Annotated in this window: 11 protein-coding genes; 7 read left to right on the forward strand and 4 right to left on the reverse strand. The window is 51.0% G+C overall.

The annotated features are described in order from the left end of the window. Positions 1 to 93 precede the first annotated feature (93 nt). On the reverse strand, positions 94 to 1,185 hold the full coding sequence (locus tag LCH85_08135) for a DUF2236 domain-containing protein (protein ID MCA0351954.1): 1,092 nt from the start codon (positions 1,183 to 1,185) through the stop codon (positions 94 to 96). Positions 1,186 to 1,426: 241 nt separating this feature from the next. Further along, a complete protein-coding gene (locus LCH85_08140; protein MCA0351955.1) occupies positions 1,427 to 2,413 on the reverse strand; it encodes a hypothetical protein in 987 nt (328 codons plus the stop codon). Between the two features lie 113 nt (positions 2,414 to 2,526). On the opposite strand from LCH85_08140, the gene LCH85_08145 reads away from it, so the two are divergent. From LCH85_08145 to LCH85_08165, 5 genes are all read left to right on the forward strand, one after another. Next, positions 2,527 to 4,776, forward strand: coding sequence for a S8 family serine peptidase (locus LCH85_08145; GenBank protein ID MCA0351956.1), 2,250 nt, complete (start codon positions 2,527 to 2,529; stop codon positions 4,774 to 4,776). An 81-nt stretch (positions 4,777 to 4,857) separates the two neighbouring features. Next, entirely contained in the window at positions 4,858 to 6,765 is a 1,908-nt protein-coding gene (locus LCH85_08150) for a DUF2723 domain-containing protein (protein MCA0351957.1), read from the forward strand. Between the two features lie 62 nt (positions 6,766 to 6,827). Further along, on the forward strand, positions 6,828 to 7,106 hold the full coding sequence (locus tag LCH85_08155; GenBank protein ID MCA0351958.1) for an Lrp/AsnC ligand binding domain-containing protein: 279 nt from the start codon (positions 6,828 to 6,830) through the stop codon (positions 7,104 to 7,106). 12 nt (positions 7,107 to 7,118) lie between these two features. Next, positions 7,119 to 7,274 (forward strand): hypothetical protein, encoded by a 156-nt coding sequence (locus LCH85_08160; GenBank protein MCA0351959.1) that lies wholly within the window; start codon positions 7,119 to 7,121, stop codon positions 7,272 to 7,274. Positions 7,275 to 7,278: 4 nt separating this feature from the next. Continuing rightward, entirely contained in the window at positions 7,279 to 7,758 is a 480-nt protein-coding gene (locus tag LCH85_08165; protein MCA0351960.1) for a CinA family protein, read from the forward strand. On the opposite strand, the gene LCH85_08170 is transcribed toward LCH85_08165, so the two are convergent. After that, the gene (locus LCH85_08170) at positions 7,750 to 8,142 is read right to left on the reverse strand and encodes a DUF393 domain-containing protein (GenBank protein ID MCA0351961.1); all 393 of its coding nucleotides are present in this window, start codon (positions 8,140 to 8,142) and stop codon (positions 7,750 to 7,752) included. The genes LCH85_08165 and LCH85_08170 overlap by 9 nt on opposite strands. 12 nt (positions 8,143 to 8,154) lie before the next feature. On the opposite strand from LCH85_08170, the gene LCH85_08175 reads away from it, so the two are divergent. Both LCH85_08175 and LCH85_08180 read left to right on the forward strand, forming a co-directional pair. After that, a complete protein-coding gene (locus tag LCH85_08175; protein ID MCA0351962.1) occupies positions 8,155 to 8,931 on the forward strand; it encodes a hypothetical protein in 777 nt (258 codons plus the stop codon). Between the two features lie 68 nt (positions 8,932 to 8,999). Then, the gene (locus tag LCH85_08180; protein MCA0351963.1) at positions 9,000 to 10,781 is read left to right on the forward strand and encodes a CSLREA domain-containing protein; all 1,782 of its coding nucleotides are present in this window, start codon (positions 9,000 to 9,002) and stop codon (positions 10,779 to 10,781) included. A gap of 253 nt (positions 10,782 to 11,034) precedes the next feature. Here LCH85_08180 and lepA read toward each other — a convergent pair whose 3' ends face one another. After that, positions 11,035 to 12,837, reverse strand: a complete 1,803-nt coding sequence (gene lepA, locus LCH85_08185) for a translation elongation factor 4 (protein ID MCA0351964.1) — start codon at positions 12,835 to 12,837, stop codon at positions 11,035 to 11,037. Between the last annotated feature and the right edge of the window lie 49 nt (positions 12,838 to 12,886).

The following is a 12,886-nucleotide window of genomic DNA, read 5'->3' on the forward strand; positions in this document are numbered from 1 at the left end:
CTGTAAACTGAATTGTGTCAAGGACGAAAAAAGACCAATCGTGGCGAAGCCAGATCGGTCTCAGTGTAGCATTGGCTGGGGCTTGGTTGAAAATTAGGCCACGCGTTCGCTGAGAGTTTCGCTAAGTTCGCCACGATGGATTGCGCCAGTCCAACGTTGGAGCAGCAAGAAGGTCAGTCGATCAAATTGCTCATCGATAGCTGGAAAGCGTTGGGTGATGCTACGCATGGCACTATTGAGGGTTTTGAGATAGCGTACCGCATATTTCCAACGGGTTTGCGGCACGCCCATCCAGCGAGCAACCTCATCACCTGCGAGATGATGAATTAATGCTGGAACCATGCCATCGAAAAAGCGGCCTGGTAAAAGCCCAGTGTGCATTGCTAGCAGCGCTTGGGTCAATTCGCGCCCCTCATCAGACGGGCCATGCTGACGATTGGAGATGCTATAGGCCAGATCTTCGGCTTCAGCCATCGAGCGTGGTAAGCTGGCCGGATCAACCCCAATCAATTCGCCAATCACACACCAAGTATACAAAAAATCTTCGGCAGCTTGTGCGGCTAGGCGATAGCCCAGTTGCTCCAAGCCCCAAATAACGCCATACGAAAACACCATCAGCGTGCCCAGCATATCTTCTTGGCAAATCGGTACACCAAGCTCGGCGCTCTGCCATTGGCCAGCGTGAGCAATTTGATAACGCACAGCGGCGTGCATTAGGCGCACTTTTTGAATTACCTGCAAGCCAGCCCCATTGCTTTGGAGCGCCTGCGGTTGTAACACCGTCATCACAAAATGGCCCGATTCAGTAACTCGGCGATAGGGTTCGGCCTGCAAGCGTTGGGTTTGGGTCAGCACTTTGACCCCTTTTTGAGCTGCATAACAACCAACCAAAGCTGCCGTTGAGAGTACGACCGTGATCGCCATGCCATAGCGAGCAAAAAATGCTGCGCCATTATTGATCCGTTGCCAATCGATTGAACCAGGGGGGCTGCAATGGTGTTCGAGCCAATCGAACAGAATGGGGGGTAAATCGCGAGGCAAGGGCTGATCGTTTTTGGTGATTTGACGTAACACTTGGCTGACCCGCACTAAATCGCCATTAATTGCCAATTGTTCAATCAAGTTATCGGCAGCAGGGTCGCCAATTGGGCGCAATGATTCAAGATAGGGCTGGGTGTAACGCATACTTCCCCTTTACTTCTGCAACGCTCAGTACCATGCCAATCTGGTTGGCTACAACAACTGATTTGCATAGAAGGGGTAGAAGGCTGAGAACCAAAGGATCTATGCTTGGCTAGTATCATAGTTTTGTTTGTAAGCCCTTGCAAGCGCCTTAAGTCCTATTCTTGATTAACCTTTATTAAGCAATTGGGCATGGGTGGCCCCTCTCTTCGCATGTCAGAGAGGGGTTGGGGCTGTGAAAAACTTATTGGGCCAGCACCTGGTGGCAAACATTGCAAACCAGTTGTTCTTTATGCGCCACCAAACTGGCTTGGCGGCCACAGGTTTGGCAATGGGGCAATTGAATCATTGGCTCAAATAAGGGCGAGATCGCAATCAAATGCGGTTGGTGTTTGCTGCCAATATGCAGCACTGGCGTTTGAATTGTGGCTACGCTGACAGTTTCGGCAGCCAACGACAAGGCATAGCGATATTCTTGCTCGTCGAGTAGGCGTTTACGCTCTTCTTCGAGGGCATATTGCTTGTTCGATTCGCCCTCTTTGGCTCCGAGCGCTAGGCCCGAATCTTCTTCGAGCGCATCGTAGAAGGCATTGATCCGCGCTTTTTCAACTGCTAGCAATTGGGCCAGTTGGGCTTCGTGCAGGGCTTTTTGGGGGTAGAGCAAGCGCTCAAGCCAGCGGCGGGCATGGTGCAAGGCCACATTCACATGCTCATCGGTCAAGCCAGTCGAGGGCAACGGCGTGAGCTGATCGCGTAAATTGGTAATGTCGGTGATGGTTGGCCAAACCTGGCCAGTTTCATAATCGACACAACAGGCCACCATTTTTTCCTCAATCACCTCGCGTTCAAAGCGAATACGAAAGGTAATTCGCAACACAATGTGCTGTTGCAACCCGCTCAGTTGCAAGTTTGGGCCTTGAATTAATTGAGCTTCCTGCACATCGGCCAGCAATGCCGCTTGATCGGGATACCATTCCAAGCGAGCGCGATGAGTTGGCCGCCCACGTGAGCGCAGTTGTTCGGCTAAACGCAAGGTCAACGATGAGTTGGGCGAAAGTAATTGAAGATCAGGGTCGAGCGCCGCCACCTGCTTATCGGTTGTTACCAAAACCGTTTCTTTACCAAAAACTCGCGCCAAACTACCAGGAATAGTTAGTGTCCAAGTGGTTGGGCTGGTTTGTTCAACCCCAATATGTAAATCCGCCGCTGCTCGGCGCAAAAAATCTTCCATAAACTTCCATTCAGCGTATTGGGCAATCTATCAGCATCATGCTATTTTACCATGCCCAAAAGTTTGCTATACTTGCCTTCAACCTTAATATCTTTTACCTGTGTGGGGAGCCTATGCGTCTGATCAAACCATTCATCCTCCTAATGGTGTTAGCAGGCTTTTGTCTGCCAAGCGCCTCCGCCAACACTCCCGACCGTCTCGCAAGCAAAGCCGATTCAGCCCTGCTGGCAAAGCTGAATGCTGGCCAACAAGTACCAACGCTGGTGCTTTTGCAAGCCCAAGTTGATACCAACTTTGCTGATCGTTTGGCAAGCAAAGAGGCCAAAGGCGCTGCGGTCGTTGCTGCTCTTCGCCAACAAGCCCAACGCGATCAAACCCCGTTGCTCGCTGAACTCAGCAACCGCGGGATTCAATCCGAGGGTTTTCTCTCGGTTAACGCCTTGTATGCGACGCTTGATTTAGCCAGTGCCCAATGGCTGGCCGAACAAGCCAGCGTCAAGCAATTGATCGAAGATTCAATTGTGGTCACGGTCGAAAAACCAGCTGCCGAAACCAATCCAGCACCCCAAGCAGTCAATACCACGACCTGGGGGGTTAACTATGTCAAAGCGCCCGAAGTGTGGGCTAAAGGCATTACTGGCCAAGGGATTGTGATTGCTGGCGAAGATACTGGGGTGCGCTGGACTCACGCTGCTTTGAAAAATAAGTATCGCGGTTGGGATGGTACAACTGCCAGCCACGATTACAACTGGTACGACGGTATTCGTACCTCATTAGGCGGAACTAACCCCTGTGGGATTGCGATTAACGCACCTTGTGATGATCACTCGCACGGAACTCACACGGTTGGTACGGTGGTTGGCGATAACGGCACAGGTGAACAAATTGGGGTTGCGCCTGGCGCAAAATGGATCGCCTGCCGTAATATGGATGCTGGCAACGGTACGCCTGCAACCTACATTCGCTGTATCGACTGGATGCTGGCTCCATTCCCTGCTGCTGGTACGAGTGCTCAAGGTGACCCCAGCAAAGCACCCCACGTTATCAACAACTCATGGGGCTGTCTAGCATCAGAAGGCTGTACCAATACTCCTTCTGATGGCATTCAAACCTCAGTTCAAAATGTGACCAATGCAGGGATTATGTTTGTCGCCTCGGCAGGGAACGATGGTAGCAGTTGTGCCACTATCACCACGCCAGTCGCGATCTATCCTGAAAGCTTTGTGGTTGGCTCACATACCTCAACTGGGGCAATTTCTGGGTTTAGCAGCCGTGGCCCAGCTACCAATAATGGTGCCAGCCGGATTGGCCCTGATATTGCTGCGCCTGGCTCATCTGTGCGTTCGGCCATCAATGGCAGTGATAGTGACTATGGTTCAAGTTCGGGCACGAGTATGGCTAGCCCGCATGTGGTTGGGGTTGTAGCCTTGTTGTGGTCGGCTCGCCCAGAACTGCAGGGCCAAGTTGATCTGACTCGCGCGATCTTGCAAGAAACCGCTACTGCTGCGCCTTCAACCCAAACTTGTGGTGGCGTTGCTGGCACAAGCATTCCAAACAATACCTTTGGTCATGGCTATGTCAATGCCCTGAATGCGATTGCTCCAACCTTGCAAGGCAGCATCACGGTTAATGGCACGGCAGCAACCTCAGCGACAATTCGCTTGGAAAATAGCGTTGGCGTGGTTGAATTTGGCAAAACCACTGGTGTCTATAGCACTAGCTTGCCAGCAGGCCTTTACAGCGCAACCGTCACTGTGCCAAATGAAACACCGATTACTCGCCAAGTAACAATTGTCAAAGGCCAAGTTGCCACCGAAAACTTTGAATTTGGCGATGTGACTGGTACTGTTAGCGGTCATGCAACGCTCAATGGCACTGCTCGCGCTGGTGTTAGCATTACCGCCAACCCCGGTAACTTCACCACCGAAACCAACGCTAACGGCGATTATAACTTAGCCTTAGCCCCGGGAACCTATACGATTTCTAGCGAATTTATGGCCTTGGAAACCCAAGTGGCAACGGTCACGGTGGTTCTCAATCAGACCGTCATCCAAGATTTTGATTTCGCGACCACTCAAACCGTCAATATTCAAAACTTCCGGTTTAGCCCTAGCCCAATTACGGTTACCTTGGGAACGAGCGTCTTGTGGCGTAACCTTGATGCTTCAACCCACACCACGACTCGTAGCCAAACACCGTTCATTTGGGATTCAGACAACCTCAGCCAGAACCAAGATTATGCAGTAACCTTCGATCAAGTTGGTACCTTCAGCTATGTTTGTAGCTTGCATGGCAGTATGCAAGGCATAGTTGTGGTAACGCCACCACAGCAAAAAACCTATCTGCCGTGGACAACTAAATAACCTATCACCTATTCAATGGTACTATGACACAGTCTGTACAACAGGCTGTGTCATTGTTTTAGCTCGCTTTTTGGAAGCCACATGCAGCAACATTCTCGATTAAAGCTTGGTTTAGCGTGGCTGAGCTTAATTGGGCTTTATAGCCTGACGCTCACCCAAATTCATACCTTCGATGCCTACTCCTACGCGACGGCGGTGCAAGCCAAGCCATGGCGTGAATCGTTTCATCCCCATCATTTGTTGTATGGGCCGCTTGGTGAGATTGTTTATTGGCTCAGCCAAGGTTTAGGCTATCGAGGTATGGCGTTTGGGCCGTTGCAAATGTTGAATGTATTAGCTGGAGCCAGCGGCGTGATCATTTGGTGGCGTTTGCTTCAGCGTTTGACCAACCAGCCTTGGCTGGCAACCAGCGGCAGTGTGCTGGTTGGCGGAGCCTACGCTTGGTGGTATTACGCAGTTGAAGTCGAGGTCTATACCTTGGCGGGTTTGTTTTTAATTATTGCCACTGGTTTATTGATTCGACTCGCCGAAGCTCCCAAAACACTGAGCAATTGGCGCTGGCTTGGGCTAGCCCATAGCGCGGCAATCCTTTTTCATCAAACCAATGTCCTTTGGCTTGTGCCGGTGCTGGCGGTTTGGCTGAGCGCTGCGTGGGGCACTACCGCTTGGCAACAACGCTGGCAGGCATTTTTGCAGTATGCCATGGTTGGGCTGCTGGTGGTTGGTGGCAGCTATGCCATCGTGATGTTTGGCTTGAGTGGCTTCCGCACATGGCCACAAGTGCAACAGTGGCTGTTTGAATATGCCAATACTGGTTTGTGGGGCACAACCAATGCCAATACGTTTGCCAATTTGCTTAATGGCTGGCAACATACCATCCATGGTTGGTTAGGTGGCGCGGTGTTACTGGCCAGCCTTGGCCTGATCGCTTGGCGTTGGCGTTTGATGTGGCGACAATCACGAATGTTAGTGGTGTTGGCCGCAACTTGGCTCATTACCTATAGCCTCTTTTTTGGCTGGTGGGAGCCAGATAATATTGAATTTTGGATTGCTTGCTTGCCGCCGTGGGCTTTATTGATCACGCTTAGTTTACATACGATCAAGCTGCCGCAGCGCCGTTGGTGGCAGCCCGCCCTAAGTTTGGCCTTAGTTGGAATGAGTCTTAGCAATGGCTGGCAAATTTATGCCAATGGCGCTGCGGCCAACGATCAAGATCGCCAAATTGTTACTGAATTGGCCAAAACTGGTACGTCCAACGATTTTTATTTCGTGCCGAATGGCTTGCAAGCTTTGTATGCCGAATATGAATTTGAGCGCCCAAACAGCTTACCACTCAGCGTTAGCCCTGGCGATTGGCAGCATGGTTGCTTGGAAATTAGCGCTAAAATCGTCGATACCACCAGTGCTGGCTATACGGTTTGGCTTGATCAACAGGCAGTCGAGCCTAGCCCAATTTTGCTCGAACGCTATGGGCTAGAGCAATCAGCAGTTGCCGCATGTTTTGCCCCATTTTTAGCCCAATCCCAGCCAATTACCCTGACCCATGCGCGTTATCTTAAGCTCGACCCGATTCCTCAAGGCTTGCCTGATTGGCACTGGCAGAATTGGAGTTTGGGCTGGCGCGAGAATTTTATTACTGCTAGCACTTGGGGCGCTGGCTGGACATTTATCCCACAGCAAGACCCACATTTGCTTAGCCCACGGATTAATCTGGCGAGCAGTCAATGGCGTAGCCTAGAAATTACTATGGCCAGCACCTTGCCAAATCAACATGGCCAACTGTATTGGATGGCTCCAGGCGAGGGTGCAACCGAAGATCATTCGATCTCATGGGATGTGATTGGTGATGGAGCGCTGCATACCTACACCCTTGATCTTAGCCAAATCCCAACTTGGCAAGGCCCAATCGGCATGCTGCGGCTTGATCCGGTTGTGGCGGGTGCTGAGCAGCAAACCGTCACGATTCAGCGCCTACGCCTGCTGCCCTAAGTTGCTTAGCGAGTGTGTTAAAATAAACTGAATTTTTTGCATGCTATGGCGAGGAACTAGCGATGATCACCGCATTTGTGCATATTCAAACTGAACCAAGCGCTGCCAACGGCGTAGCGGCGGGATTAACCGCGATTGAAGGTGTGGCTGAAGTCTATTCGGTCACTGGCGAATGGGATATTATCGCGATTGTGCGCTTGGCCGATTATGATCAGCTCGCCAAAACTGTGCCCGACCAAATTGGCAGCCTCAAAGGCATTGTGCGCACCTCAACCGTTTTGGCTTTTCGCTCGTTTACCAAAGAAGAAATCGCCGCCACGTGGGATATTGGCTTATCATAGAAGGAACTAACGATGAATCGTACACTGGTGCAAATTATTTTGGCTATTCTGGCCTTGTTGTTTGTTGGCATGCTGTTTAAGGGTCTTTTCAAGCTCTTAATTATTGGCTTCATTATTTATTTGGGCTTTACGGCATTTCGGTTACTCGGCAAACAGCGGGCAGGATAAAGCGATGTCGCAAGCCTTAGCCCAAGCTGTGATTTCCGCCCTTGCGCAACGCCAATGGACGCTGGCGACCGCTGAATCGTGTACTGGCGGCTTGGTGGGCGATTGGCTGACCAATATTGCTGGTAGCTCAGTTGTCTATTTGGGCGGCATTATTGCCTATGCCAATAGCGCGAAGGAAACGTTGCTGCAGGTGCCAACATCAACTTTGGCGACCGTTGGCGCGGTGAGTGCTGAAACTGCCTTGGCCATGGCGCAAGGAACGGCTCAAGCACTCGGCGCGACGGTTGGACTAAGCACGACTGGCATTGCTGGCCCAGGCGGCGGTAGCCCTGAAAAGCCAGTCGGCTTAGTCTATTTGGGTTTGTACTTGCCCAATCAAGGCTTGGTCGAGCAGCATATTTGGCCCTACGATCGTTTGGGCAACAAACAAGCTTCGGCTAAACGGGCGCTCGAATGGCTGCTCGAACAACTTGGCTCAGCCTAATTTCGGGCAATCGGCAGGAAATTGTTGGCAATGGGGTGTATCGCCTGGGATGCGATGGCGATATTTGACCACCAACTTGTAGACGCTATCCTGAATGTGGCGAATACCCCAAAGTTGATAAAAGCCTAAGGCCAAACGCTTGCCCGTGGCGATGCTCAGGGCTGCATTAACCGCACCTGCCCCACGCCATAATTTACCATCGCTGGTTTGCAGCCATGCCGCCTGCTCACATTGAGCGTAGGTCAAGCCAACCGATTCGGGCACGCCAGGTTTTTGAAATGGCTCAATCCGAATTCGTTGTTGACGATCGAGGTGTTTGATCCAACGGGCGGCGCGTGTGCAAAAATCGCAGGTTCCATCAAAAATTAACAAGGCTTGCGACATAGGAGTCTCCTAATGGCTTTTCGCTCGTTCTGGGGGCGGCGCTGGCATGCCTGGACACCCAATCGGGCCGAAATTCAGCCGATTGAGGCTGGCGTGCGGCTCACCCTGCATCAGCATGATCGCATGGTTTATAGCGATGCGCAATTGGATGATTATGTTGAAAACGGTTTGGGCTGGCATGCTCCAGTACGTTTGCAGCTCGAAGCGCGATTTTTAGGCGATCCTCAGGATTTTGTGGGTACGGCAGGCTTTGGTTGGTGGAATGATCCGGCTGGCACAGGCCTGCGGCGTTTGCGCCTACCCCAAGCCTTGTGGTTTTTTTATGCGAGCGCCGCCAGCCAACTTGAATTAACTGCCAACGGCGTGAGCAATGGTTGGCTAGCAATGAGCTTTGTACCGCGCTTGGGCTGGTGTTTGAGCTTGTTAACGCTCGCTCCCTTGGCCTTGGTGCTGAGCCAAAACACGTGGTTACGCCAACGCTGTTGCTTGCCATTGTTGCAACTGGCCTTGGGCGTGCGCAGCCAGCCAATCAAACTCAGTTGGAATACGTGGCAGCAGTATCAAATCGACTGGTACGCTGATCGGGTGGAATTTTGGCTTGATCAGCAATTAGTGCTCCAAACCGCCAACGCGCCAACCAGCGATTTGGGTTTGATTCTATGGCTCGATAACCAATATGCCCAAGTTTCGCCCCGTGGAATTGTTCATAATGGTATACTTAATCATCAAAATCAAGGCTTAGAAATTCGGCATTTAATAATTTCTGACCTAACATCACCTGCACACTAGCATGCTTGACAGCCTCAGGTGGACTTTTACAATAGCCAGATAGTGTTGTTGCACCTGGAGGAACCACAATGAGGTCTTTTCGTTGGAGTTTACTAGCATTTCTAGTAGGCAGTGGTTGGTATTCTGCCCAAGCTCACACAAGCAGTCTTATTCCAACCAATCAGATTCAAGTTACCACGACGGTTGATGATACTAACCCCAGCAACCAAACCTGTTCACTACGCGAGGCAATTTTAGCGGCGACCAGCGATCAAGCGGTGGATGCCTGTACTGCTGGCGATGGCGCTGATCAGATTTTGCTGCCCGCTGGAGTCTATCGGTTAACCCAAACTGGCCGTGACGACGATCAAGGCCTAACTGGCGATTTGGATCTGCGCGGATCGGTACAAATTACGGGAGTGAGTTCAGCGACCACAATCATCGATGGCAACGTGACTGATCGCGTGTTGGATCTGCACGAAGGCCGATTGACCTTAGAGCATGTGGAAGTTCGCAATGGCTATATTTTGAATAATGATGATACAGCAACCTACTATGGGCATGGTATTTTTCAACGCGATGGTAATTTAACCCTCAATCATGTTCGTGTGATTCACAATGGCATTATTACCTCGCCAATTTTATATGGTCTCGCCAATTATGGTGGTGGGGTGGCCAGTTTGGCGGGCACGCTCAACATTCAAAACAGCTTTTTCAACGATAACGAGGTGCGCACCATTTTTATGGGTGGGGTTGGCATTGGCGGCGGTCTCTACATCAAACAAAGCACTGTCAACATTGCTCATACAATTTTTGAGGCCGATACGGCGGGCACAGGTATGGCGATAGCTAACGATGGCGGCAATTTAACCCTCAGCCAGAGCCAGATTCGTTTGGCAATTGGTCAAGGTGAGCAAGGCGCGGCAGTCGATACAATCAAAGGCATGACCCTGATCGAAGCTAGCGAATTTCAGCAAAATCAGCCACGCGCGGTCAAAATTAATCAAGGGGCTGAGGCCGAAATTATCAACAGCCTGTTTGGACAAAATGGTGGGGTTGGTAATTTTTATTGCGCTAGTGGTGGCGCAGTCGCTAATGCTGGGCGCGTGTTGATCAGCGATTCACGTTTTATTGAAAATTATGCCGATCAAGGCGGCGCATTGCTGCAAAGCCACGGCAATAGCGAAATTTATCGCAGCGAGTTTAGCGCCAATCGTAGTAATGGAGTCAATCGGCTGCGTGAAACCTGCCATGCCTCAGGGGCAGCGATTAGCCAACAAGCCGGAACAATGCTACTCGATACCAGCACGCTGGCCTTCAACGATAGCCGTGGTTTGGGCGGAGCCTTGGATCAGCGTGGAGTTACCTCGGTCTTAACGTTGACTAATTCGACCGTGGTTTCAAATACCAATCGTTTTATTGGGGGTATTGGTGGGGCTGGCGTTTCAATCAGCGGCACATTGGCATTGAGCAATAGCATGATCGCCAATAATTGGCACACACCCAGCCAAACTGCCAATGATTGTCTTGGTAACCTGACTAGCCATGGCCACAATTTATTGGAACAACCAACCAGCCAATGTCAATTGCTCAATCCGCAAGCCAGCGATCTGCTTAATCTTGACCCCTTGCTTGGTGAGTTTGCGCTGCATGGTGGCAGTTCACGCAGTTTTAATTTGACCGCTGCTAGTCCGGCGCTTGATGCTGGGCCTGCCGAATGTGGCTTAGTTGATCAACGGCTCTATCCACGGCCTGTCGATGGCAATAACGATCAAACCGTGCGTTGCGATATTGGGGCATTTGAGGCTGGCATGATTGCCCAAACCCAGTATTTTAGCTTTTTACCCTTTGCCATGGCTGGAGTTCGTTAAAAGCAAAGCCCCTCGTCCACCGCAATGGGCGAGAGGCTTTTTATTCATCCCGTTCTATTACAAACCAATGATCCTATGGTTCATCAGTGGGTTTCTGCCCATCACTAATTGCCCTTGAGGGGGTGCAGGGGGATTAAAGCCCCCTGCGTCTCCCGCCTTGAGGCGGGACGGAAGGGTGGTGATCAGGAATGAATATGTCCAATATTTAGCTAAAAACCTACCCTTGCAAGGAAAAGGTCATAAGGGAACGACTTTAGCTGTCGAGCTTCAAGACCGCCATAAAGGCATCTTGTGGAATCTCGACGTTACCAACCATCTTCATGCGCTTCTTGCCCTCTTTTTGTTTTTCCAAGAGCTTGCGCTTACGGGTGATGTCGCCACCATAACATTTCGACAACACGTCTTTGCGCATGGCCCGAATGGTTTCGCGAGCGATGACCCGTGAGCCAACCGCTGCCTGAATTGGTACTTCAAACATTTGGCGTGGAATCAGCTTTTGCAGCTTTTCGACCAATTGGCGGCCTTGGCGATAGGCATTGTCGCGGTGGGTGATCATCGAAAGTGCATCAACTGCTGTGCCATTGACCAACACGTCAAGCTTGACCAAATCCGAGGCGCGATAGCTGCTCAGATGATAATCCAACGAAGCATAGCCTTGGGTACGCGATTTCAGCGAATCATAGAAATCGACCACAATTTCTGAAAGTGGAATTTCGTATTTCAGCACGACCCGCTCTTTATCGAGATAATCCATGCTTTGGAAAATACCGCGTTTGCCTGTAACTAGCTCCATAACCACGCCAATGTAGCGAGTTGGCACGATAATGCTAATCGACATCATCGGCTCTTCGATCTGGCTGATTTGGCCAACATCGGGCAATTCCGAGGGATTATCGATGATCAAAATTTCGCCAGCATTGGTCAGCACTTGGTATTCCACGCTTGGCGCTGTGACCAACAGATCGATGTTGTATTCACGTTCGAGCCGCTCTTGGACAATTTCCATGTGCAACAAGCCTAAGAAGCCCGCGCGGAAGCCAAAACCTAACGCAGCCGAAGTTTCTGGCTCAAACGAAAGCGCCGCATCATTCAAACGCAATTTTTCGAGTGCATCGCGCAGCAAGGTGTAATCGCCTGAATCGACGGGATACAAACCAGCAAACACCATTGGTTTGGCTGGCTCGTAAGGCGCAAGCGGTGCAGCCGCCGGATTCTCGACCAAGGTAATCGTATCGCCAACTTGGCAATCGCGCACCGATTTCAAGCCAGTTGCGATATAACCGACTTCGCCAGCGCTGAGTGATTGGCCTGCAACCATGCCTGGTCGGAAGAAGCCAATTTCCATGGCCTCGGTCAGCACTTCGGTCCCCATCAAGCGCAATTTATCGCCAGCGCGAATCGTACCATCGACGACCCGAATATAGGCAATTACGCCTTTGTAGGCGTTGTATTGCGAATCGAAAATCAAGGCGCGAGCAGGCGCTTCGTTGGTACCTTTGGGTGGTGGAATACGGGCAACAATTGCTTCAAGAATTTCGGGCACGCCTGTGCCTTCCTTTCCCGAAGCCAAAATAATCTCTTCGCGTGGCAAGCCCAGCACATGCTCGACTTCTTCGGAAACCCGCTCGACTTCAGCGCCAGGCAAGTCGATTTTATTTAAGATTGGAATAATTTCGAGGTTGTTTTCGAGTGCCAAGTAGACGTTGGCCAAGGTTTGGGCCTCGATCCCTTGGGAAGCATCAACGATCAACAATGCGCCTTCACAGGCTTGCAACGAGCGTGAAACTTCGTAGCTAAAGTCAACGTGGCCTGGGCAGTCGATCATATGCAAGGCATATTGTTGACCATCCTTGGCGGTATATTCTAGCCGGACGGGGTGCATCTTAATTGTGATGCCCTTTTCGCGTTCCAAATCCATGGCATCGAGGGTTTGTGCCCGCATCTCGCGTGAAGAAAGCGTTTGGGTCACTTCCAACAAGCGATCCGAAAGCGTGGTTTTGCCATGATCGACGTGGGCGATAATGCTAAAGTTGCGAATGTGCGTCTGTTCAGCCATTGTGTCCTTTATGTCCTATTGTGTGAGGGCTTGCAATGTCAATCTGTTG

The sequence above is a fragment of the Chloroflexota bacterium genome (genome assembly GCA_020161265.1).
Classification (GTDB): Bacteria; Chloroflexota; Chloroflexia; order Chloroflexales; family Herpetosiphonaceae; genus Herpetosiphon.

What these genes read in the sequence shown, in the direction of transcription:
- LCH85_08135 (MCA0351954.1), bottom strand. Translation starts at nt 1,185, where the DNA reads ATGCGTTACACCCAGCCCTATCTTGAATCATTGCGCCCAATTGGCGAC.
- LCH85_08140 (MCA0351955.1), bottom strand. Translation starts at nt 2,413, where the DNA reads ATGGAAGATTTTTTGCGCCGAGCAGCGGCGGATTTACATATTGGGGTT.
- LCH85_08145 (MCA0351956.1), top strand. Translation starts at nt 2,527, where the DNA reads ATGCGTCTGATCAAACCATTCATCCTCCTAATGGTGTTAGCAGGCTTT.
- LCH85_08150 (MCA0351957.1), top strand. Translation starts at nt 4,858, where the DNA reads ATGCAGCAACATTCTCGATTAAAGCTTGGTTTAGCGTGGCTGAGCTTA.
- LCH85_08155 (MCA0351958.1), top strand. Translation starts at nt 6,828, where the DNA reads ATGATCACCGCATTTGTGCATATTCAAACTGAACCAAGCGCTGCCAAC.
- LCH85_08160 (MCA0351959.1), top strand. Translation starts at nt 7,119, where the DNA reads ATGAATCGTACACTGGTGCAAATTATTTTGGCTATTCTGGCCTTGTTG.
- LCH85_08165 (MCA0351960.1), top strand. Translation starts at nt 7,279, where the DNA reads ATGTCGCAAGCCTTAGCCCAAGCTGTGATTTCCGCCCTTGCGCAACGC.
- LCH85_08170 (MCA0351961.1), bottom strand. Translation starts at nt 8,142, where the DNA reads ATGTCGCAAGCCTTGTTAATTTTTGATGGAACCTGCGATTTTTGCACA.
- LCH85_08175 (MCA0351962.1), top strand. Translation starts at nt 8,155, where the DNA reads ATGGCTTTTCGCTCGTTCTGGGGGCGGCGCTGGCATGCCTGGACACCC.
- LCH85_08180 (MCA0351963.1), top strand. Translation starts at nt 9,000, where the DNA reads ATGAGGTCTTTTCGTTGGAGTTTACTAGCATTTCTAGTAGGCAGTGGT.
- lepA (MCA0351964.1), bottom strand. Translation starts at nt 12,837, where the DNA reads ATGGCTGAACAGACGCACATTCGCAACTTTAGCATTATCGCCCACGTC.